The sequence below is a fragment of the Nocardia sp. NPDC051981 genome (assembly GCF_040680715.1).
Classification (GTDB): Bacteria; Actinomycetota; Actinomycetes; order Mycobacteriales; family Mycobacteriaceae; genus Nocardia.
On record NZ_JBFAXK010000029.1, the window covers coordinates 86780 to 107501 of the forward strand.

The window sequence follows — 20722 nt, forward strand, 5'->3', positions numbered from 1 at the left end:
TCAGCCGGAAGCCCGTACGTTCCTGAGTGTGGACATCGATCTCGACACCCTGAGCGGTCTGCTCCCGGCGGGCATGGTGGTGACCGATCCGGACGTGCTGACCGGATATCGGCAGGATCGGGCGCTGGATCCGGAGGCCGGCACCGCGCTCGCGCTGGTGCGGCCGCTGACAACCGAGCAGGTCGCGGCCACCGTGCGGTGGGCGGCCGGGCATCGGGTGCCGATCGTGCCGCGCGGGGCCGGGACCGGACTGTCCGGCGGGGCCACCGCGCAGGCCGGGGCGCTGGTGCTGAGCACCGAGAAGATGCGGGAGATCAGCGTCGACACCGTGACGCGGACCGCGGTGGTGCAGCCGGGACTGCTCAACGCCGAGGTCAAGCGGGCCGTGGCCGAACACGGACTGTGGTATCCGCCGGACCCGTCCTCCTTCGAGATCTGCTCCATCGGCGGGAACGCTGCCACCAATGCCGGCGGGCTGTGCTGCGTGAAGTACGGCGTCACAACCGATTACGTGCTCGGCATGGAGGTCGTACTGGCCGACGGGACCGCGGTACGGCTGGGCGGGCCGCGGCTCAAGGACTCGGCGGGACTCTCGCTGACCAAACTGTTCGTGGGGAGCGAGGGGACGCTGGGGATCATCACCGAGCTGACCCTGCGGCTGCTGCCCGCGCAGCCGCCACAGTCCACCGTGGTCGCCACCTTCTCCACGCTCACCGCGGCGACCGACGCGATCCTGGCCATCACCGGCCAATTGCGGCCCTCCATGCTGGAATTCATGGATTCGGTGGCCATCAATGCCGTCGAGGACGAGCTGCGCATGGGACTCGACCGGAATGCGGCGGGGCTGCTGGTGGCGCGGTCCGACGCCCCGGGCGAACACGCCGGGCACGAGGCGGACATCATGCTGGCCGCCTGCGAAAAGGCCGGGGCCACCGAGGCTTTCCGCACCGACGATCCGGAGGAGGGCGAAGCCTTCTGCGCGGCACGGCGATTCGCCATCCCGGCCGTGGAACGCAAAGGTCCACTGCTGCTCGAGGACGTGGGGGTGCCGCTGCCGCGGCTCGGCGACCTGGTCACCGGCATCGCCGAGATCGCCGCGCACCGGCGGGTGCTCATCTCCGTCATCGCGCACGCGGGCGACGGCAACACCCATCCCCTGATCGTCCACGACCCCGCCGACCCGGAGGAGTCCGAGCGCGCGCACCTCGCGTTCGGCGAGATCATGGACCTGGCCATCGGCCTGGGCGGCACCATCACCGGCGAGCACGGCGTCGGCCGGCTCAAGAAGGACTGGTTACCGGATCAGCTCGGCCCCGATGTGATGGCGCTCACTCGCCGGATCAAGGACGCGCTGGATCCGCACGGGATACTCAATCCGGGCGCGATTTTGTAAACGGGGCTCCGCCCCACTGAGCCAGATTGGGGGCTGAGCCCCCGAACACCTGCAGGAACAATCTGTACAACAAGGGAGTTCACACCGGTCATGAGCACCAAGCTGGAACACAATGCCGACGCGACCCGCTACGAGATCTACCTGGACGGCACTCTCGCGGGCTACGCCGACTACGCGGAGCGGGTGGACGGCGACACCAGGGTCCGCGACATCCAGCACACCCTCACCTTTCCGGAGTTCCGGGGCCGCGGCGTGGCCGCGCAGGTGGTGGAGTTCGCGCTGAACGCCGCACGCACGGACGGCTTCTCGATCATTCCCACCTGCTGGTACGTCGAGAAGTACATCGGGGAGCACCCCGAATACGCCGACCTGGTGGCCTAATTCGCACGGTGGTGCCGACGCTGCCAGACCCGGAAATGCCGGTCCGCGCTGCCCACCATCGCCTCCCCCACCTTCGCGTCGTCGAACCCCGGTAGTGACTGCAGCTTGGCCAGGAACGCGGTGTCGGCGGCCGAGTAGGGCACCACACACCCCTTACCGGTCGCCCCGATCAACACGAAGAACACGTCCCCCGCGAACGGGCCGTCGGCCGCCGTAATGATCCGCACCTCTGCCAGTTCCGTCCACGCGACCTCTTCCACCCGTCCGTCGGCCAGTGTGCGCCGGACGAAGGTGTCGTTGATTTCGACTCCGGCCATGGCTCCATAGTGCCCCCGGCATCCCCACCCGAACAGCCCTCAAACCCGCGCTTTACCCGAGGAAGCCGCGAAGAGAACCTCCGGCGAACCGTCTTGCTGCACATCGACGGCGAACCGCTTACTGCAGCAATTCTCTAGCTACTGAACAGATCTCACCCTCGGCTCCGGCCAGGCGTCACGCCACGCCGAATCCAACCGGCGGCCCTGGACTCCGAATAATCGTCGCACGCAAAGTCGTAGCGAGTTCAGAGCCGCTGCCACAGCGCGGGAGCAACGGTGGGCATCCGTGGTCGGGGAATCGGTACCGAATCGGTTGCACCTCGGAATATCCAATAAGTGGATAGCTGATGTTTCAGTTCCGGAGTACCGTGCGAAAGCCCACTTGACACAGGGGTTTCGAGACGGGGAGAAGCCAGCCATGAACAAGTCGATCCTTGCTCGCGTGAGCACCGGTATCTCGGGAGCCGCAGCCGTGGCAGCGGCCACCCTCGCGATGGCCCCGACCGCATCCGCGCAGCTGTCGATTACTCAGACGACCGCTTACTGCGTCGGCACCACTTACACGATTACATTCCCCGCTGCTGATGCCGCGGCCATGGCAGCGCGGTACGGTCAGAACGATTTCGTCCTGGGGGCAACGAACACCACCAACGTCTACACGGAGTGGTCCGCACCTGTCACGTATGTGTCAGGACAGGACGTCACCTTCCAGTGGACGGCGAAGGACGCACCGAGTTCACCGGGCACAGCGGTTGGAACGTGGAATCTGTTCGTCGAGGAGGCTCACACCACCTCGACCGCCACCCCTCCGCTGGTCGTCAACGTGGTGAAGTCGGCCCCCGCCGGGACCACCTGCACCCCGTCGACCGGTGGAACCGGTAGCGCCAGCTCCATTCCCGTGATCGGCGGCCTGCTGAGCAGCCTGTCGGCCCAGAAGTAGTAGCCCCGCCAACGACCGGAGGCGGCCCCGAGCCGAAACTCGGAACCGCTTCCGGGACTTACGAGCTCGCCGAAAACCTCAGCGCAGGATCTGACGCGACATCACGACGCGCTGGATCTGGTTGGTGCCCTCGTAGATCTGGGTGATCTCTCGGCTGGTCTCCGTCACCTCCAGGATTGCTCGCAATCGCCGTTCCGAGCAGGGCAACGACCTCCGTTGACTTCTACCCGATCTGCGCCGTTCGAGGTCCTCGACGGCCTGTAGACGGCCTAGGGTGCACCCCGACCACCTGATCCGTAGTTCGGGGGCATCGAGGTTGATCAGTGAGATGTCTCTGTTTCTTGTGCGGTATCGGTGGTGTACCTGCGGTGGATGAGGTTGCCGTTGTCGTCAAACCTGTCGTCAGGTAAGGATGTGAGGCTCGTGTCGGCGCATCTGGGCTACTTGGCACCCGAACCGATCAGCCCAACGCGCACTTTGTGTCGGTACATAGCCGTAGGCTGGTCAAAGCCGAAACGACAATGAGGACGCTGTTGAACCTGAACGAAGAGATGCGCAACCGCGAGCAGGATCTCGATCAGATGTTGGCCAGCCGACTAGGCCGCGATCTTGAAGCCCTTCGGGTGACCATCGACGACTACAGCCAGGACATGAACCTGGTCGTTGAGCACTTTACTGAGTTTCTAACTGGTGCCAACGGGCTCAATGTGATCGACCAGAAGGCCGTACGTGCCTGGAAGCGGGATAGTTCCCGTTTGCTGCGCAACTACCTTGCTACACGAATGACGCTGCGCGATTACCAAAAGGCACTGGGAAGCAGACGACAAGTCTGGGCGATCTGAAGATTCGGCCTTTATGGATCCGTATCGAGAAAAAGTGAAGGAGCTGCTCATCCAGCCGCAGTTCTCCTTCCTCCAAGATCTTCGAAACTACGGGGTTCATGTAGCGTTGTACCCATTTGTACTGAATACGCAGTTCGTCGGCTCTTACATGAAGAACGAGATCCATCTCGATAAAGCCGAGCTCTTAGAATCATACGATAGTTGGTCATCGCCCGCGAAGAAATACATCAGTTCACAGGGTGATCGGGTTGATCTTCTTACACCTATCGAAGATTGGTCGAAGGCGTGTCACTCCTTTTACAGGTGGCTTCACGAGGCAATAGCGGCACATCATCGGGTCGATATCCAAGCGCTGGAAACCGCCACTGAAGAGTACCGACAATGGCGTCGAGATAACGGTACAATGCCTCCGGACTGGTTTTTGAACGGCTCTGAACCTCCGGAAAGCGAAGCGGCGGCACCATCTCCCCGACGCAGCCGGAAAAACAAACCGAACAAAAAGCGTAAGCGGCAGAAACGACGTAAACATCGGTAGAGACCATCTTGATGGTCCTCGCACCCTCGGTCACATGGTGGCGATGTTGACCTTTCTTTCCCCTGCTTCCTCATACTGGCCGCCCTCCGTGGAAGGAAGTCGGGTCAAGGGTAGGCGAATGCTCATCGGCATAGCCGACGCGAAGCGCCCTTGATGCGGCTTCCTGGAGCGAAACAATTGGGCCGATGAGGAGGCGGGGAGACCCCACCAGCAGCCGAGAGGGGGCTGGGAGCCAACGTCGTTGTGATTAGTCATAATGATGGGCGTCTGCAAGTCGGCGTTATGAGATCATCGAGGTGAGCTATGACGGAAACCGGCGATTACCGCCATGCGAAATGCTATGCAAATCTTCATGGGGGTTGCGCTACAAAAATCTCCGGCGAACATTATGTGTCACACAACCTTATCAAGTTGTACACATTTGATGATCCGACGGTGACGATTCTTCACGACAATGGTTACGGGATTCCCCGCCCCGTCAAACCCAAGGAATTTGTGGCGAACGTGCTATGCCGAGACCACAACTCTCTGCTAAGCCCGGCCGATGATGCTGCACTTGCATTCGCAACCTTTCTGCGTAGGATCGCGCTATCGTACCTAAATGGGAACGGAACCTGGGGAGAGGACGAAACCATCGAAATCTCCGGGGATGATTTTCAGCGCTGGGTGTTGAAGCTGCTGGCGACCCATGCGGCCGCAAGCGCTTTCGCAGCTGGCGGCAAGAGGGTCGTCAGCCCAATCCCTGACGATGCGGTTCACCTGCTGCTCGACAAAGCGGCCTGGCCAAGGACTTGGGGGCTTTGCGTCGCCAAGGAGCCTGGAAATTCCTACCTTAAGTACGATCCATTTAGTGATATTGCGACCGTGCTTACCGATTGGTGGAGCGCGCACCCGTTCTTCGCTACTTCAGATAATGCACTTTGCGGCGGAGTTGTAGAACTAGCGGGAGTCGGTTTCGGATTGAGCCTGTACAACCAAGGGCGTGGCCTGCCAGAGTTCGATAATCCAGATAACCCCCTCAAAGGTTCGATACAGAGACCTGCCTATATGGAATGGGTGCTCAATAACGTTCGAAAACGAATCAATTTCTCATGGCAGGATAACTCGCAGATTTTCGGAGTCACCTACATTATGGACTAGCGGATAGATCCACCTATCCACCGCCTTCACATGTCCGACACCTATGCTCCCCGCTTCCTCATACCGGCCATCCTGTACTGAGGGAGGGTTAGTCAAGGGTGGCCATCGGCCATCGCGTAGCGACGCGAAGCGCCCTTTACTCACCCGGACTGAAGTCAGATCATTGGGCCATGAGGAGGCGGGGTATACCGCTGGCGGATTCGGTAGCCAAGTTCGGGACCGCTGGTCGGCAACGGTTGGAGCCAGCAGGGGGCTGGGAGCCGACGTCGTTGTCGGCTCTCAGGCTCGTGAAGTCCGGTAGCAGGTTCCTCGTGGCAAGCGGCGAAGCCGTGCGGCAGCCCGGTTGGCGGTGACTGCGGCCGATGTCAGCGATTCAGGCTCCGCGGTTGGGGCGCCGGCCGATTCGGTTCCGGCTGAGGGACATCCGGCCGGACTCGGCTCCCAGCTCGCCCCGCTTTTCGATCCTGTTCGTTGCCTGAAGCGGCCCAATGGGTTTCGGGGCGCTGCTTTCCGGGCTTCGGCGCTGCGGGCCGCCGACGCGCCCGACGCACCGCGGGCGACGCACTATCAGCCAGCGTTGTGCGTCGCCGCGTGGCGGCGGCGCGCAGCGCCGTCGCCCGCGTGCGTCGCCTTGCGGCCTGAGTCGGATGACGGCCTGGAGGCGGCCTGAGATGGAACTCAGAACCGCCTCCAGGGCTTACGAAATCACCGGAGCAGCTGACGGCTCATCACGACGCGCTGGATCTGGTTGGTGCCCTCGTAGATCTGGGTGATCTTGGCGTCGCGCATCATGCGCTCCACCGGGAAGTCGGTGGTGTAGCCGGCGCCGCCGAAGAGCTGGACGGCGTTGGTGGTGACCTCCATGGCGACATCCGAGGCGAAGCACTTGGCGGCCGCGGAGATGAAGCCGAGGTTCTTCTCGCCGCGCTCGGCGCGGGCGGCCGAGGTGTAGACCATGAGGCGGGCGGCCTCGATCTTCATGGCCATGTCGGCCAGCATGAACTGGGTGTTCTGGAAGTCGGCGATGGCCTTGCCGAACTGCTTGCGGTCCTTGGTGTAGGCGATCGCGGCGTCCAGGGCGCCCTGGGCGATGCCGACGGCCTGCGCGCCGATGGTCGGGCGGGTGTGGTCCAGGGTCTGCAGGGCGGTCTTGAAACCGGTGCCGGGCTCGCCGACGATGCGGTCGCCGGGAACCTTGCAGTTCTCGAAGTACAGCTCGGCGGTCGGGGAACCCTTGATGCCCAGCTTGTGCTCCAGCGGGCCGACCACGAAGCCCTCGTCGTCCTTGTGGACCATGAACGAGGAGATGCCGTTGGCGCCCTTGTCGGCGTCGGTGACGGCCATGACGGTGTACCAGTCGGACCGGCCACCGTTGGTGATCCAGCACTTGGAGCCGTTGATGATCCAGCCGTCGCCGTCGGCCCTGGCGCGGGTGCGCATGGAGGCGGCGTCGGAGCCGGCCTCACGCTCGGACAGGGCGTAGGAGGCCATCTTGCCCGCGACGATGTCGGACAGCACCTTGTGCTTGAGCTCCTCGGAGCCGTTCAGGATCAGGCCCATGGTGCCCAGCTTGTTGACGGCCGGGATGAGCGAGGAGGAACCGCAGACGCGGGCGACCTCTTCGATCACGATGCAGGTGGCGACCGAGTCCGCGCCCTGGCCGCCGTAGGCCTCCGGCACGTGCACGGCATTGAAGCCGGCCGCGTTGAGGGCGGTCAGCGCCTCCTCGGGGAAGCGGGCGTTGCCGTCCACGTCCTTCGCGTAGGGGGCGATCTCCTTCTCGGACAGGCCGCGGATGGCCTCGCGCAGCTCGTGGTGGAAGTCCTCGAGCTGGAACAAGTTGAAATCGGGGTTGCCCGCCATGGGTTCGTCTCCTGGTCTTCGGGGGTCGCCGCTGGTTGCCCAGCATCGCCAACTTGTGCGGCACTCAGTGCCAGTCGAAGTTGAGTATACGCCGCGAAATCGCAGTTACGTGCGGGTACCCGCTCAATAATCTGTGGCACGCAGTGTCATTTGTGCCACTGTAGGCATCTCACAGCGTCTCGAGGCGACGGGCCAGCAGGTCCGCGACCTGCCGTGGCGAGAGATCACGGGGAAACACCGCCACCACCATCTCGTCCGAGGCCGGCGCGGGCCCGCGTCCGCCGCGCGGAATCGCCGCCAGCGCCGCCCGCAGATCCCCCGGGCTCGCCGCCGACTCACCCCGGACCATGCGCCGCAGCAGATAGTTGTGGGTAGCCGTCACCGCGGCCGTGAACTGCACCAACTCCAGATCCGCGGTCCCCCGCAATCGCCCGCGCAGATAGTCGGTGAACAACCGCTCGTACCGGAAGACCGTTACGATCTCCCGCTCCCGCAGTGTCGGCACCTGCCGCACCACCCGGTAGCGCCGGGCCGCGATCTCCCGCCACTGCGTGAACCGCTCGAACACCTCGACCACGGCCTCGCACACGGCATCCCAGGGATCCCCCTGCGGCGTGCTCTCCAAGAAGGCCCGCGCCTGCGCCAGTTGCGACTCGTGATCGGCGAAGACCACGTCCTCCTTGGACCGGAACTGCCGGAAGAAGGTCCGCCGCGAAATCCCCGCCGCCTCCGCGATCTCATCGACCGTCGTTGCCTCGTAACCCTTTTCGGCGAACAGCCGTAGCGCCTGATCCACCACGGTGAGACGGCGCTGGGTCGAATCCGCGTCGGCGCGCGGCCGTGCGGGCTGGTCGGTAGGCATCCGCCAACCGTAGCGACCCCGCCGCCCGCCCCGGCACCGCCTCGCGATGGCACGCCGTTCCACCGATCCGGCGCCACGCTCACCGACGACGAGCACGCAGTGCGACGTGGTCCCGGCGCATGTGCACATCGCGCCGAAACAGTTCGAGGCGGCGCTTGCCGCACCGCCTCGTCCCGTCGCCGAATCGCGGCGCTAGCCCAGGAGTTTGGTGCGCAGCGCCTCGTCCTTCTCCAGGACCAGCTTTTCCAGGCTCGCCTGGAAAAGCTCCATGCGGGAACGCAATTCGGGGTCGGCGGTGGCGAGGATGCGGACCGCGAGCAGGCCGGCATTGCGGGCGCCGCCGATGGAGACGGTGGCGACCGGGACGCCGGCGGGCATCTGGACGATCGACAGCAGGGAGTCCATGCCGTCCAGGTACTTCAGCGGCACCGGCACGCCGATGACCGGGAGCGGGGTGGCGGAGGCGACCATGCCGGGCAGGTGGGCCGCGCCGCCCGCGCCCGCGATGATCACCTTGATGCCGCGGTCGGCCGCGTTCTTGGCGTAGTCGAGCATGCGCTGCGGGGTGCGGTGCGCGGAGACCACGCCGACCTCGAAGCGAATGCCGAACTCGGCCAGGGCTTCCGCGGCCGCCTCCATGGTGGGCCAGTCGGAGTCCGACCCCATGATGAGGCCAACCTGTGCGGTGTCAGTCATGGTGCGGATCCCATCCGTCGGTCCAGATCGCGTGCGACATCCAGTGCGCCGCCCGCTCGGCTTTCTCCCGGGTCTCGGCCACGTCGTCGCCGAGGACATTGATGTGGCCGATCTTGCGGTCGGGGCGTTCGCCCTTGCCGTAGAGGTGCACCTTGGCCTCCGGGATACGGGCCGAAAGATGGTGCAGCCGTTCGTCCATGGACATCTCGGGAGCTTGCGGCGCGCCCAGGATATTGGCCATGACGGTGACCGGGGCCAGCGGCCTGGTGCTGCCCAGCGGGTAGTCCAGGACCGCGCGCAGGTGCTGCTCGAACTGGCCGGTGCAGGCGCCGTCCATGCCCCAGTGGCCGGAGTTGTGCGGGCGCATGGCCAGCTCGTTGACCAGCAGCTCACCGGCGTGGGTCTCGAACAGCTCCACGGCCATGGCGCCGGTCACGCCGAGCTCGGAGGCCAGGCGCAGGGCGAGCGCCTCGGCCTCGGTGGCCCTGGCCTCGTTCAGGTCCTGCGCGGGCGCGATGACCACCGCGCACTGGCCGTTGCGCTGCACGGTCTCCACCACCGGCCAGGCGGCGGCCTGCCCGAACGGGGAGCGCGCCACCATGGCCGACAGCTCCCGCTTCAGGTCCACCTTGGCCTCGGCCATCAGCGAGACCCCGTGGGCCAGCTGGTCTTCGATGATCGGGGCGGCCTCGGCGGCGTCGGCGGGCATCCACACGCCGCGGCCGTCGTAGCCGCCGCGCACGGCCTTGAGCACGAACGGCCAGCCGTGCTCGTCCGCGAAGGTCACGGCGTCGGCGACCGAGGTCACCTCGGTGTAGGCCGGGATCGGCACGCCCAGCTCGGCCAGCTTGCGCCGCATCCGGAGCTTGTCCTGGGCGTAGATCAGCGCCTGCGGCGGCGGCTGCACGTTCACACCCTCGGCGATGAGCGCCTCCAGGTGCGCGGTCGGCACGTGCTCGTGGTCGAAGGTCAGCGCGTAGGAGCCGACGGCGGCCTTGCGCAGTGCGGCCAGATCGTCGTGGCTGCCGAGGACCACGTCCGGCGTCACCTGGGCGGCCGGGTCGTCGGGGCGCTCGGCGAGCACGCGCAGCCGCTGGCCCAGCGCGATGGCCGCCTGATGGGTCATGCGCGCGAGCTGGCCACCACCGATCATGGTGACGGTGGGCATCGCGGAGGAATCGAAGGAACGGGCGCTCACGCTGCACCATGTTGTCATGACACCCACCGGCTACTGACCCGCGGGTCGCACGACAGGTATCTGCCCCGATTTGTACCGGCCGGACAACGTGTGGGTCAGAGACGTAGACTCGCTCCGTGTCATTTGTCGACAAAGTGGTCAACCGCCTGCCCACCCCTCTGCGGGCCCTCGCGGACCGCCATTACGAACTACTCAAGTTCGCGATAGTCGGTGCGACCACGTTCGTCATCGACCTGGGCATTTTCTACGTCCTCAAATGGACGATCATGGACACCAAGCCGACCGTGGCCCGCATAATGTCGGGCACCATCGCGGTCATCGTGTCCTACATCCTCAACCGGGAATGGACCTTCGACAAGCGCGGTGGGCGCGAGAAGCACCACGAAGCGCTGCTGTTCTTCCTGGTCAGCGGAATCGGCGTCGGACTCGCCGCGCTGCCGCTGTGGGTGTCGAGCTACGTGTTCGACCTCCGGCAGCCCAATGTGAGTTTCACCGTCGAGAACATCGCCGACTTCTTCAGCGCCTTCATCATCGGCAACCTGCTGCAAATGGCATTCCGATTCTGGGCCATGAAGCGGTGGGTGTTCCCCGACGAAATGCAGGAACTGCAAACCGAATTCGAGGACCTCGTCAACGAGGCCGAAGATCTCGTCACCGAGAACGAGGAGCAGCTGGGTCACAGCTGAGGGTGACGGTCAGGCGCACGCCGCCCGCAGGACTTTCCCCGATGGTCGCGGCACCGCCGTGTAAGCGGGACTGCTGCGCGACCAGGGCCAGACCCAGACCGCTGCCCGGCGTCGTGCTCGCCCGGTAGAACCGTTCGAAGACGCGCTCCCGATCCGGTGCCGGGATGCCGCGACCGTCGTCGTCGACGGTGAGGACGACGTGATCGTCGTCGCGCCGCGTCGCGATCTCGATGCGCCGCGCCCCGCCGTGCCGGACGGCATTGGTCACCGCATTGTCGACGATCGAACGCAGCCCCGCGGCCAGCCCGCGCAGCACGATGGGCTCCACCGCCTCGGTGTCGATGAGCACGCCGGGATTCGAGCGCCGGGCGTCATCCACCACCTGATCGATGAGCTGTCCGAGTTCCAGATCCTCCCGATCGGATTCGGTGGCCAGATCGCCCACCGCCAGCCGTTCCAGGGCCTGCAGGGTGGCCTCGACCGAACTCTGCGCACTCAGGATCTCGTCGAGAATCTCCGCACGTTCGGCATCCGACAGCGGCATGGACCGCAGCACCTGCAGGTCGGTGCGCATGGCCGTCAGGGGCGTGCGCAGCTCATGCGCGGCGGTGGCGGCGAAATCGCGTGCCGTGACCAGTGCTTCGCCGGTGTGCCGGCGCTCGGTCGCGATGCGCCCCAGCATGGTGTTCATGGCCTCGGCCAATTCCGTCGTCTCGCTGGCCACCGGACGACGCGGGGTCCGCAGGGCCAGCCCCTCGCCCAGCCCGGCCGTCGCCGCGGTCAGCCGCCGCAGCGGGACCACCGCCCGATGCGCGAAATACCAGCCCAGCACCGCCGCCAGCAGCACCGCGGCCAGTCCGATGAGCACGATCCGGATCCGCTGCTGCGCAGCCGAATCCGAGGCCACGCCGGTCGGCACGGTCACCGCCACCGGGTGGCCGTCGAGCGCCACCGTGCGCGAGTACTCCGGCTCCGGACTGCCCGGCTCGCCGCGCACGATGAGCACCCCGGGCTTCGTGACGACGGGCAGGCCCGACTCGGGAGCAGCCGGGCCGCCGGGCACGGGGAGACTCGGCAGCACGGGTTCCGGCAGCGACCGGCCGGGTAGTGGCTGGGCGGGGGTCAGCGCGATCGCGCTGACCACCCGGCCGACCTGATTCGCCGCGTCGTCCGGCGCGAACGCGAACAGCACCACCGACATGGCGGCGACCACCACCGCGGCCGTCGCGGCGCTCGCCAGCGCGACCCGGGCGCGCAGCGACACCGGCCGTCGCGACAGCCTGGTCACGGCTCGGTCCGCAGTACGAAGCCGACGCCGCGGACGGTGTGCACGAGCCGCGGGGATCCGGCGGCCTCGATCTTGCGGCGGAGGTAGGAGACGAACACATCGACCACCTTGGTCTGGGTTTCGAAGTCGTAGCCCCAGACCCGGTCGAGGAGCTGGGCGCGGGAGAAGACCTGCCCCGGCGCCGCGGCCAGCGCGGCGAGCAGATCGAATTCGCGTTTGGTGAGGTCGAGGGGGGTGCCGTCAACCCATGCGCGCCGCGCTCCGGGTGCGATGGTCAGCGGGCCCACGGTGATGTGATCGTCGGTGACGTGGGCCGGGGCGGGCGCGCGGCGCAGCATGGCGCGCAGCCGGGCCACCAGCTCGCCCAGGTCGAAGGGCTTGGTGAGGTAGTCGTCGGCCCCGGCCTCCAGGGCGTCGATGCGATCGGTGACCTCCGCCCGGGCGCTGAGCACGCAGATCGGGATGTCGTTGCCCAGCGAGCGCAGGGCCGTGACGACCTGCACGCCATCCAGATTCGGCATGTTCAGGTCGAGCAGCATGGCCTGCGGGGCATACGCGGCGATCTGGCGGAGCGCGGCGGCCCCGTCTGCCGCGGTTTCGACGTCGAAACCCGACATCCGGAGCCCCCGCGCCACCGACGACAGCACCCTGACATCGTCGTCCACAATCAGAATCCGGGGACCCGTCACAAGATCAGACGATACTGACGCGAGCTGAGAGTGGAGCCTCAGCGACCCGGGTTCACCACGATGGTCTGCGACGGTTTGCCGGGCGGGATCGCCACGCCCGGATCGCCCGGCTGGACGGTCACCACGCTGGGCGCCGGCAGGCCCGGCTGCAACGGGAGAGCCGGCACGGCGTCCGGGCCGGGCGGCACACCCGGCTCGGCCTGGCGCACAGTCACATTGCCGTCGCGATCCTTGACGATCAGCACGCCCGGCCCGGTGGGGGCGGCCGGGGCGGCGGGCTCGCTACTGCCCGTATCCGACAGTCCCGCAATCGAATACGGCGTCGCGGCCTGCGCCACCACGGGCAGCGCCAGCGCCCCGAGGGCGGCGGTCCCGAGGACCGCAGCGGTCACGGTGCGGCGGACGGTGAAGATCGGCATGGCGTCTCCTGTTCTCTCACCGGCGATCGTGCGCCGGCTCCGGTTGACGAATCCAAAGGTAGGAAGCGGATTCTCAGGACCGGCTAACGAACGGTTAGAGAACGGATAGAAGATCAGCGCGGCTCGGTGCCGACCGCGATCGGCCGCGACGCCACCCCCGAGGAGCCGAGGAACACGGCGAACAGGGCGGGGCGGCGACGCTGGAGTTCCAGTCGCCCGCCGTCGGCTTCGATCAGCGCGCGGGCCAGGGCCAGCCCGACGCCGGTGGAGCCCGCCGCCGAGAAGCCGCGATCGAAGATATGCGGCGCCAGTTCATCTCGCACGCCGTCGCCCTCGTCGGCGACCTCGACAACCACCAGCGGCTCGTGATCGTCCATGCGGCCCGTCACCGTGCGCACCGACACCGTACAGGTGCCGCCGCCGTGCATGAGCGCATTGTCGACCAGCACCGCGAGCGCCTCGCGCAGGCGTGAACCCGTCACGGGCGCTTTGAGAGTCGGGTCGCCGAGCAGCACCAGCTTGCGCCCGGCCTCGGCGAAGGGATGCCGCCATTCCGCGACGACACTGCGCAATTCGGCCACCACCGGCAGCGGATCGCGCTCGGCCGCGCCCTCGTCGCGGGAAGCGCGCACCAGTTCGTCGATGGCCTCGGTGAGCCGATCCACCTGCGCCATGGCCTCTTCCGCCTCGTGCACCACCGCCGGATCGGCGTGCGCGGACAGCTCGTCCAGGCGCAGGCGCACGGCGGTGAGCCGGCTGCGGAGCTGATGCGAGACATCGGCGACCAGGGCGTGCTCGCGCTGCAGCCGGCCCGCGATTTCCACTGTGGCCGAATCCAGGACGTCGGACACCCGGTCCAGTTCGGTGATGCCGTGGCGGCGCGGATCGGCGCGGAAGTCGCCCATGGCCAGCCGTGCCGCGCGGGCCGCCACGTCCCGCAGCGGGTCGGCCACCCGGCGCGCGGTCACCACCGCCACCGCGATGCCCGCGCCCAGCGAGATGAGCACCAGGCCCAAGACCGCGCCGAGCGCCTGCCGCTGCATGGAATGCATTGGGGCCGAGGGCACTTCCAGCCGCAGCGAGCCGTCGGTGCCCATCGACCAGGACTCCGAGAGCGGATCGCGCACCGTGTCCGCGCCGATGTCGACCTTCTTGTTGGGCTCGGTCGGCGTCGGATAGATGATGGTCAGCTTGCCGTTGGCAGGGATCAGCAGCCGCACCGCCTTGGTGTCCAGCTCGCCGTACACCACGCCGTCGCGCTCCTGCCGCGTCACCTCCTCGGAGATGCCGTCGAGCCGGTTGCGCAGTTCGTTGCGATTGATGTCCTCGACCCACTTCCAGGCCGTGAACGCCAGCGGCACACCGAGAACCAGAGTGGTGAGGGTCAAGGCGGCCACCATGGACAGCAGGATCCTGCGTCTCATCGTCGAGATGCCTCGCTTCGCCGGGTTTTCGGGGTTCGGACGCGCGCGGAACAGCACAACAATAGGATTTCGAACTGAGCGGCTAGTCGGTATTGAACCGGAAGCCTACGCCGCGGACGGTCACGATACGCCGCTCGGCCACCGGCCCCTCGTCGCCGATCTTGCGGCGCAGCCACGACATGTGCATGTCCAGGGTCTTGGAGCCGCGCAGATCGGCGTCACCCCACACCTCGCGCAGGATCATCTCGCGCGAGACCACCTGCCCGGCCCGGTCGATGAGCACCTTCAGCAGCTCGTACTCCTTGTTCGCCAGGTTCACCTCGATGCCGTTCACCAGCACCCGCCGCGCGGCCGGCTCCAGCCGGATGCCGCCCACCTCCACGGCCTCGTCCCCGATTCCGCTGCGGCGCAACAACGCCCGCACCCGGGCCAGCAGCTCGGCCAGCCGGAACGGCTTGCCCACATAGTCGTCCGCGCCGGCGTCCAGGCCGACCACGAAGTCCACCTCGTCGGTGCGCGCGGTGAGCATGAGCACGGCCAGCTCGGCGCCGCGCGCCCGCACCTGACGGCACACCTCGAGCCCGTCCATACCGGGCAGGCCGAGATCCAGGATCAGCAGGTCGTGACCACCCTCCAGGGCCCGTTCGAGCACGGCGGGACCGTAGCTCTCCACGGTCACCGAATAGCCTTCACGGCCCAGCGCCCGCGACAGCGGGGCGGCGATGGCCTCGTCGTCTTCGGCCAGCAGTACTGCGGTCACGGCACCAGACTACGGGTACGACCCGGCGGATCCGTAGAAGCCGCCACCGTTCGGATTGTTCTGCACCACATCGAAGACCTGGTGATACAGCAGCGCGTGCACCTGCTGCACATGCGGAATGTCGTCGTACTCCAGCGGATCCTCCGACGACGAACCGATGATCAGCGTGCCGGTACCCAGCATGCGATCGAACAACCCATGGCGGAACTGCACATTCGAGATCCGGTTCATCGGAATGTCGATGCCGGTGTGGGTGAGCACGCCCTGCCGGATCAGCACCCGCCGATCGGTCACGATGAAATGCGTCGACTTCCACCGGATCAGCGGAGCGAGACTGCGCCACACCACGATCCCCAGCCACAGCGCCAGAATGGCGAGCAGCAAACCGGTCTGGAGGGTGCCGCCCGTATTGCGCGCCGTCACCCCCGCGGCGAATCCGGCCAACGCGGTGATCAGGATGAAAGTCACGGCGGGCCAGAACAACATCTTCCAGTGCGGATGGCGGTGCAGCAGCAGCACCTCTTCGGGCGCCAATGCCTCCTCCGGATAACCCATGCCGAAACCCTATCGCGGCCGGATGCCGGAAGGCCGCACGGCGACCTGCGGGCCGGGCCACAATCGTGCGGTTGCCGGTAGCATCGGCAGGCACGATACGCAGTTCCAGATACTTCGCGAGCTCGAACCGGTCGCCGAGGCGAATCTGAATCGGCATCTTTCGATGGCCGAGGAATGGCACCCGCAGGATTACGTGCCGTGGGAGCAGGGCCGCAATTTCGCCCCCATGGGCGGCAAGGACTGAGATCCCGCGCAGTCGCGGCTGACCGAGGCCGCCAAGATCTCGATGATCACCAATCTGCTCATCGAGGACAATCTGCCCTCGTACCACCGCGAGATCGCCGAGAACTTCTCCCAGGACGGCGCCTGGGTGGGCCGTTGGACCGCCGAGGAGAACCGGCACGGCATCGTCATGCGGGACTACCTGGTGGTCACCCGTGGTGTGGATCCGGTGGCGGAGGAACACCGCGACCGCATGCCCGCCCGGGAAGCCGCCCGCGACGAATAGCAAACGGTCTGACACCGGGGGGACGTTGTGTGCGATTGAAATAAATTCGGTTCGCTAAGGTGTCCCCCAGTGTGACGAGAGGAAATCCGTTGGGGGATGGCTACCTGGGCCGATACCGCCTCGACGAACTGCTCGGCAGCGGTGGGTCGGCGGAAGTGTGGCGTGCGCACGACACCGTGGCGGATCGCACCGTCGCGCTCAAAGTGCTGGCACCAATCCTGACCTCCGATCCCGAATACCGGCGGCGCTTCGAGCGGGAGGCCCGGGCCGCCGCACTGCTGCACGGACCACACGTGGTGCCCGTGCACAGCTACGGCGAACTCGAGGGCCGGCTGTACATCGATTCGGAATTCGTGGACGGCCTCGATATCGAGGCCCTGCTCGAATGGGAGGGCCCGATGGCCGCGGAGTCGGCCGTGGACCTCATCTCCCAGATCGCCTCCGCGCTCGACGACGCCCACGCCGCCGGGCTGATCCACCGGGACGTCAAGCCGCAGAACATCATCGTCGCCCCCGACGACGTCGCCTACCTCATCGACTTCGGCACCGCCCTGCAGGACGGCCAGAGCGCCATCACCCAGACCGGCATGCTGGTCGGCACCCCCGCCTACATGGCGCCGGAACGCTTCGAGGGCGCCGCCTCACCGAGCTCCGACATCTACTCCCTGGGCTGCGTCCTCTACGAATGCCTCACCGGGCAGCGGCCCTTCCGGGTACGTAATCCGGCGCAGCTCATGCGCGCCCACCTCGACCTCGCACCCAAGCCGCCGTCCACCATCGACGCGGCCGTTCCGGCCGCCCTCGACGCCGTCGTCCTGCGCGCCCTGGCCAAGAAACCCGGCGAACGGTATTCCACCGCAGGCGAATTCGCTGCCGCCGCCAAGGCCGCCCTCACCGCGCCCGCCGTACCGGCCGAGCCCGGTCCCGAGGCGCAGGTGACCGTGGCCATCCCGAACCCGGCCGGCACCGACGCCCGCACCACCGCCCTCCCGCGCCCGGCGCCCGGCGCGGGAATCCCGGCCGGAATGGATGTTCAGACCGTCGCACTGTCCAAGGAAGCCGATCTGGGTCTGCCCGCTCGCCGCTGGACCCGGCAACGACTGCTCGCCGCCGCGGGCTTCGCGGCCGCCGCCACCGCCATCGCGATCGGCGCCGCGTTGTTCACGAGCCGGGCCGCGGAACCCGAGCAACGCGCCCGGACCTCGGCCGTACCGACCACGAAAGTTGCCGTCCAGGAGGCGCTTCCACCGACCACCGAGTCGACGATCAAACCTCCCGAGGACCCCGCGGCCGAATCCGTCACACCGACGCCGGACGACACACTGGCCCCCGCCGAACCGCCGACCATCGACGCCCCGCGGCTGCCCGGACTCGAGATCCCCGGTCCCGGTCTTCCCGCTCCCGGCTTCACCCTTCCGGGCTTTCCCGGGCCCGCCGGCGGCAACCGCCACGGCGGCCGCCCGCACGGACAGAACAGCCAATAGCCCGCGCGCCGAACCTGTTCGGGGACCGGCGCGAATCAGGTTGCGGGAAAGGCGTTTCTGTCAGTACTCGGCGCGCAGGTGGGTGACATCGCCCGCCGAGACGGCGCTATCGCCGATCAGCAGCCTGCCGTATTCGTCGATGCCCGTGGCAATTCCGGTGAGAACCTCCCCGCCGGGTAGCTCCGCGCGTACCTGCGCGCCGAGGGTGGCACACCGTTCGCGATAGGCCGCGGACAGCTCGGCGATATCCCAGCCGGACCCCTCCCAGGCGGTGAAGCGGCGGGCGAACTCGCGCAGCATCGCCTGCACCAGCACCGTGCGATCGATCTCGGGAGCCCCGGCCAGCAGCAGGGACGTGGCGTGCGGGACAGGCAGTTCGGCCTCGGTGAGGGACACGTTCAGCCCGACCCCTACCACCACCGCCGGGTCCGCACCCGCGGCGGCGATCTCGGCCAGGATCCCGGCCAGCTTGCGGTCGTCCACCAGCACGTCATTGGGCCACTTGAGCACCGCCTTCAGCCCGCCCACCGCGCGCACCGCGTCCACCACGGCCACGCCGGTCAGCAGCGGCAGCCAGCCCAGCACGGCGGGATCGATCCCGCGCACCCGCACCAGCAGCGACATGGCGATCTGCGCCCGCGCGGGGCTCACCCACCGCCGGTCGTGGCGGCCGCGGCCGTGCTCCTGCGACTCGGCGATCAGCACCAGCCGATCGGCACTCGAATCCGCGGCCCGCGCAACCAGATCCGCATTGGTCGACCCGGTCGACTCGACCACCTCGACGGCCGAGAAGAAACCCAGCTCGGGCACCTCGGCAACACTCCGGCCCAGCACGTCAACATCCAGCGGCGACCTGTCCATGCACCGCACGCTACTCCCCCGCCCGCATCCACACGGCAACGACAAGGGGCGGGTCCGGATCGGACCCGCCCCTTCTCGCCCGGCGCGCTACCGCGGCGTGGACACCGCCTGCAACATGCCCGCGAGGGCCTCGAACAGGCCCGTGAGCACATGCTCGGAAATGTCCTCGCGCGCAGGCTCGGCCGCGTCGGACTCGGCGGCGGCGGACACGAGTACCGGGGTGCCCGCGCCCGCCACCGGGGTGCCCGGGACCGGCATCACCCGACCCGCACACGGCATCTCCGCGTACGCAGGGGCGGCGGCGTCCCCCGTCAATTCGCCGCCACCCCCACTACGGCCGTCGCCCGCGAGCGGGGCGAGCCGCCCGCCGCCGCTCGCGCCGTCGTCGTCCGAGGTTTCACTGAATGCCGGATCGGTCACTGCCGGCTCCGGATCACGGATCCGCCACGCGGTGAACGATGCCGCCGCTGCCCGATCTGCTTGGTGTTCACTCCAGCTCCACATAACCGCCTCCCCAGGTCGTCGGTTTCGGATGCGACTCCAGAGTGACCCACGACCGGGGCCGAGCACGACCGGTTTTTTCGGGTGCGGACGGCATCAAGGCTGGTAGATAAGGACTTTCACGACGAAGATCAGTGTCCGGACCGGACAGCGGGACGGGTCCGGCGGCTCGGATTCAGGCGTCGACCGGTTCCAGGCCGAGGGCGCCCGCGGTGAATCGGCGCACGGTCACCAGGCCGTCCGCCAGCGCGGCGTCGTATCCCGCACGGGCCCAGCCGGTCACGGTCGCGGTGCCGTCGGCATTGGGCCGCACACCGATCTCGGCGACCATCTCCGCGGTCGTGGGGATGCACACCGCCCATGAGAAGTGGGTCTCCTCAGCCCATTCGGCGCTGCGCCGGGCCACATAGCCGGGCTCGGTGATGCCGGCGTCGGCCAGGGCGGGCCGGTCGTCGATGCGCTCGTCCGCGCGCAGGGCACGCAGATACCAACTGCCCGCATTGATCTCGATGGGCTCCATCAGTCCTCCGATCCCCGATCCAGTCGCCGCTGCCGCCGGCGCTCCCGGTGCTCCCGCCGCTGCCCCGGATTGCGGCCGCCGTACAGCGCCGCGCCCGCCAGCGGGATCAACAGGAACATCCACCACTGGTGGGTCACGAAGAACAGGATCAACGCGATGATCGGGACGACCGGCATCACCCGATCACGCCAGTGCGCACCGAACCGCGACTCCCGTTCCGCCGGAACGCTCTTCTCCGCCACCGGCTCCGGCAGATCGGTGAAGACCCGCTCGAGGTCACCGCGCGTCAGGGCTGCGGCCACGACCCCACTGCGCTCGTCGAACTCCGCGACGCTGAGCCGCCCCGCCGCGAAATGATCGGACAGCCGCTTCATCGCGTCCTCACGCTCGGCGGTGCCAATACGGATCTCGGGTGGTTCAGCCATGCCATGACATTAGCGCGAGTGGCCGCCCACCTGCAGGTGAGCGGCCACTCGGCGACGTGCGTTGCGCTAATTCATGCGAATTGTGTTGCGCTACTTGATCTCGGCCAAAACGGTGCCCTGGGTGATGGCGGCGCCCGCCTCCACCGAGAGACCCGTGATGACACCGGCCTTGTGGGCGGTGACCGGGTTCTCCATCTTCATGGCCTCGAGCACGACCACCAGGTCGCCCGCCTCGACGGACTGACCCTCTTCGACCGCGACCTTGACGACGGTGCCCTGCATCGGGGCGGTCACGGCGTCACCGGAGGCGGCACCGGCGCCCGCGCCACCGCGCTTGCGCGGCTTGGGCTTCTTGCGCACCGCACCACCCACGCCATTGCCGGAAGCGGCCGTGCCGACCGAGAACTGGCCCGGCAGCGACACTTCCAGGCGACG

24 protein-coding genes and 2 pseudogenes are annotated in these 20722 nt (G+C 67.4%); 9 read left to right on the forward strand and 17 right to left on the reverse strand.

Annotated elements, in window-relative coordinates; translation table 11 throughout:
* Positions 1-28 precede the first annotated feature (28 nt).
* Positions 29-1393 carry an FAD-linked oxidase C-terminal domain-containing protein gene (locus AB0L60_RS35295; RefSeq protein ID WP_364623378.1) on the forward strand — a complete coding sequence of 455 codons (1365 nt, stop codon included), beginning with the start codon at positions 29-31 and terminating at the stop codon, positions 1391-1393.
* A 90-nt stretch (positions 1394-1483) separates the two neighbouring features.
* Entirely contained in the window at positions 1484-1774 is a 291-nt protein-coding gene (locus tag AB0L60_RS35300) for a GNAT family N-acetyltransferase (protein WP_364623381.1), read from the forward strand.
* On the opposite strand, the gene AB0L60_RS35305 is transcribed toward AB0L60_RS35300, so the two are convergent.
* Positions 1771-2091, reverse strand: a complete 321-nt coding sequence (locus tag AB0L60_RS35305) for a hypothetical protein (RefSeq protein WP_354830095.1) — start codon at positions 2089-2091, stop codon at positions 1771-1773. The genes AB0L60_RS35300 and AB0L60_RS35305 overlap by 4 nt on opposite strands.
* A 418-nt stretch (positions 2092-2509) precedes the next feature.
* Here AB0L60_RS35305 and AB0L60_RS35310 point away from each other — a divergent pair, with 418 nt between their 5' ends.
* Positions 2510-3031: a hypothetical protein gene (locus AB0L60_RS35310; RefSeq protein ID WP_364623385.1), complete on the forward strand. Its 522-nt coding sequence runs from the start codon at positions 2510-2512 to the stop codon at positions 3029-3031.
* Positions 3032-3109: 78 nt separating this feature from the next.
* On the opposite strand, the pseudogene AB0L60_RS35315 reads toward AB0L60_RS35310, so the two are convergent.
* A pseudogene (locus tag AB0L60_RS35315) lies at positions 3110-3181 on the reverse strand (hypothetical protein); the annotation flags it as partial.
* A 383-nt stretch (positions 3182-3564) separates the two neighbouring features.
* Between AB0L60_RS35315 and AB0L60_RS35320 the strand changes: the two are divergent.
* The 3 genes from AB0L60_RS35320 (at position 3565) to AB0L60_RS35330 (ending at position 5548) form a co-directional block, all read left to right on the forward strand.
* Positions 3565-3873, forward strand: coding sequence for a hypothetical protein (locus AB0L60_RS35320; RefSeq protein ID WP_364623388.1), 309 nt, complete (start codon positions 3565-3567; stop codon positions 3871-3873).
* A gap of 34 nt (positions 3874-3907) precedes the next feature.
* Positions 3908-4408 carry a hypothetical protein gene (locus tag AB0L60_RS35325; RefSeq protein ID WP_364623391.1) on the forward strand — a complete coding sequence of 167 codons (501 nt, stop codon included), beginning with the start codon at positions 3908-3910 and terminating at the stop codon, positions 4406-4408.
* A 303-nt stretch (positions 4409-4711) separates the two neighbouring features.
* Positions 4712-5548: a hypothetical protein gene (locus tag AB0L60_RS35330; RefSeq protein ID WP_364623394.1), complete on the forward strand. Its 837-nt coding sequence runs from the start codon at positions 4712-4714 to the stop codon at positions 5546-5548.
* Positions 5549-6253: 705 nt separating this feature from the next.
* Here the strand turns inward: AB0L60_RS35330 and AB0L60_RS35335 are convergent.
* From AB0L60_RS35335 to AB0L60_RS35350, 4 genes are all read right to left on the reverse strand, one after another.
* On the reverse strand, positions 6254-7411 hold the full coding sequence (locus AB0L60_RS35335) for an acyl-CoA dehydrogenase (RefSeq protein WP_364623397.1): 1158 nt from the start codon (positions 7409-7411) through the stop codon (positions 6254-6256).
* A 169-nt stretch (positions 7412-7580) separates the two neighbouring features.
* A complete protein-coding gene (locus AB0L60_RS35340) occupies positions 7581-8273 on the reverse strand; it encodes a TetR family transcriptional regulator (protein ID WP_364623400.1) in 693 nt (230 codons plus the stop codon).
* Positions 8274-8465: 192 nt separating this feature from the next.
* The gene (gene purE / locus AB0L60_RS35345; RefSeq protein ID WP_364623403.1) at positions 8466-8969 is read right to left on the reverse strand and encodes a 5-(carboxyamino)imidazole ribonucleotide mutase; all 504 of its coding nucleotides are present in this window, start codon (positions 8967-8969) and stop codon (positions 8466-8468) included.
* Positions 8962-10137 (reverse strand): 5-(carboxyamino)imidazole ribonucleotide synthase, encoded by a 1176-nt coding sequence (locus AB0L60_RS35350; RefSeq protein WP_364623458.1) that lies wholly within the window; start codon positions 10135-10137, stop codon positions 8962-8964. Before AB0L60_RS35350 ends, purE begins: the two co-directional genes overlap by 8 nt.
* A gap of 146 nt (positions 10138-10283) precedes the next feature.
* Here AB0L60_RS35350 and AB0L60_RS35355 point away from each other — a divergent pair, with 146 nt between their 5' ends.
* A complete protein-coding gene (locus AB0L60_RS35355; protein WP_364623406.1) occupies positions 10284-10853 on the forward strand; it encodes a GtrA family protein in 570 nt (189 codons plus the stop codon).
* Here the strand turns inward: AB0L60_RS35355 and AB0L60_RS35360 are convergent.
* The 6 genes from AB0L60_RS35360 to AB0L60_RS35385 form a co-directional block, all read right to left on the reverse strand.
* The gene (locus tag AB0L60_RS35360; protein ID WP_364623409.1) at positions 10819-12141 is read right to left on the reverse strand and encodes an ATP-binding protein; all 1323 of its coding nucleotides are present in this window, start codon (positions 12139-12141) and stop codon (positions 10819-10821) included. The genes AB0L60_RS35355 and AB0L60_RS35360 overlap by 35 nt on opposite strands.
* Positions 12138-12830: a response regulator transcription factor gene (locus AB0L60_RS35365; RefSeq protein WP_364623412.1), complete on the reverse strand. Its 693-nt coding sequence runs from the start codon at positions 12828-12830 to the stop codon at positions 12138-12140. Before AB0L60_RS35365 ends, AB0L60_RS35360 begins: the two co-directional genes overlap by 4 nt.
* Before the next feature lie 38 nt (positions 12831-12868).
* Positions 12869-13249 (reverse strand): hypothetical protein, encoded by a 381-nt coding sequence (locus AB0L60_RS35370; protein WP_364623415.1) that lies wholly within the window; start codon positions 13247-13249, stop codon positions 12869-12871.
* A 113-nt stretch (positions 13250-13362) separates the two neighbouring features.
* Positions 13363-14673, reverse strand: a complete 1311-nt coding sequence (locus tag AB0L60_RS35375) for a HAMP domain-containing sensor histidine kinase (RefSeq protein ID WP_364623418.1) — start codon at positions 14671-14673, stop codon at positions 13363-13365.
* An 82-nt stretch (positions 14674-14755) separates the two neighbouring features.
* Positions 14756-15433 carry a response regulator transcription factor gene (locus AB0L60_RS35380; protein ID WP_354830111.1) on the reverse strand — a complete coding sequence of 226 codons (678 nt, stop codon included), beginning with the start codon at positions 15431-15433 and terminating at the stop codon, positions 14756-14758.
* Positions 15434-15442: 9 nt separating this feature from the next.
* A complete protein-coding gene (locus tag AB0L60_RS35385; RefSeq protein ID WP_364623423.1) occupies positions 15443-15988 on the reverse strand; it encodes a PH domain-containing protein in 546 nt (181 codons plus the stop codon).
* Positions 15989-16070: 82 nt separating this feature from the next.
* Here AB0L60_RS35385 and AB0L60_RS35390 point away from each other — a divergent pair.
* Together AB0L60_RS35390 and AB0L60_RS35395 are read left to right on the forward strand one after the other, a co-directional pair.
* Positions 16071-16442, forward strand: a pseudogene (locus tag AB0L60_RS35390) (acyl-ACP desaturase); the annotation flags it as partial.
* Between the two features lie 125 nt (positions 16443-16567).
* Positions 16568-17980, forward strand: coding sequence for a protein kinase (locus AB0L60_RS35395; RefSeq protein ID WP_364623426.1), 1413 nt, complete (start codon positions 16568-16570; stop codon positions 17978-17980).
* 60 nt (positions 17981-18040) lie between these two features.
* On the opposite strand, the gene AB0L60_RS35400 is transcribed toward AB0L60_RS35395, so the two are convergent.
* The 5 genes from AB0L60_RS35400 to AB0L60_RS35420 form a co-directional block, all read right to left on the reverse strand.
* On the reverse strand, positions 18041-18841 hold the full coding sequence (locus tag AB0L60_RS35400) for a biotin--[acetyl-CoA-carboxylase] ligase (protein ID WP_364623428.1): 801 nt from the start codon (positions 18839-18841) through the stop codon (positions 18041-18043).
* Positions 18842-18928: 87 nt separating this feature from the next.
* Positions 18929-19261 (reverse strand): hypothetical protein, encoded by a 333-nt coding sequence (locus tag AB0L60_RS35405; protein WP_364623431.1) that lies wholly within the window; start codon positions 19259-19261, stop codon positions 18929-18931.
* 256 nt (positions 19262-19517) lie between these two features.
* A complete protein-coding gene (locus AB0L60_RS35410) occupies positions 19518-19862 on the reverse strand; it encodes a hypothetical protein (protein ID WP_354830122.1) in 345 nt (114 codons plus the stop codon).
* Entirely contained in the window at positions 19862-20287 is a 426-nt protein-coding gene (locus tag AB0L60_RS35415) for a DUF1707 domain-containing protein (RefSeq protein ID WP_364623434.1), read from the reverse strand. Before AB0L60_RS35415 ends, AB0L60_RS35410 begins: the two co-directional genes overlap by 1 nt.
* A 90-nt stretch (positions 20288-20377) precedes the next feature.
* Positions 20378-20722: biotin/lipoyl-containing protein (locus AB0L60_RS35420; protein WP_364623437.1), on the reverse strand; the 345-nt coding region annotated here is incomplete at its 5' end.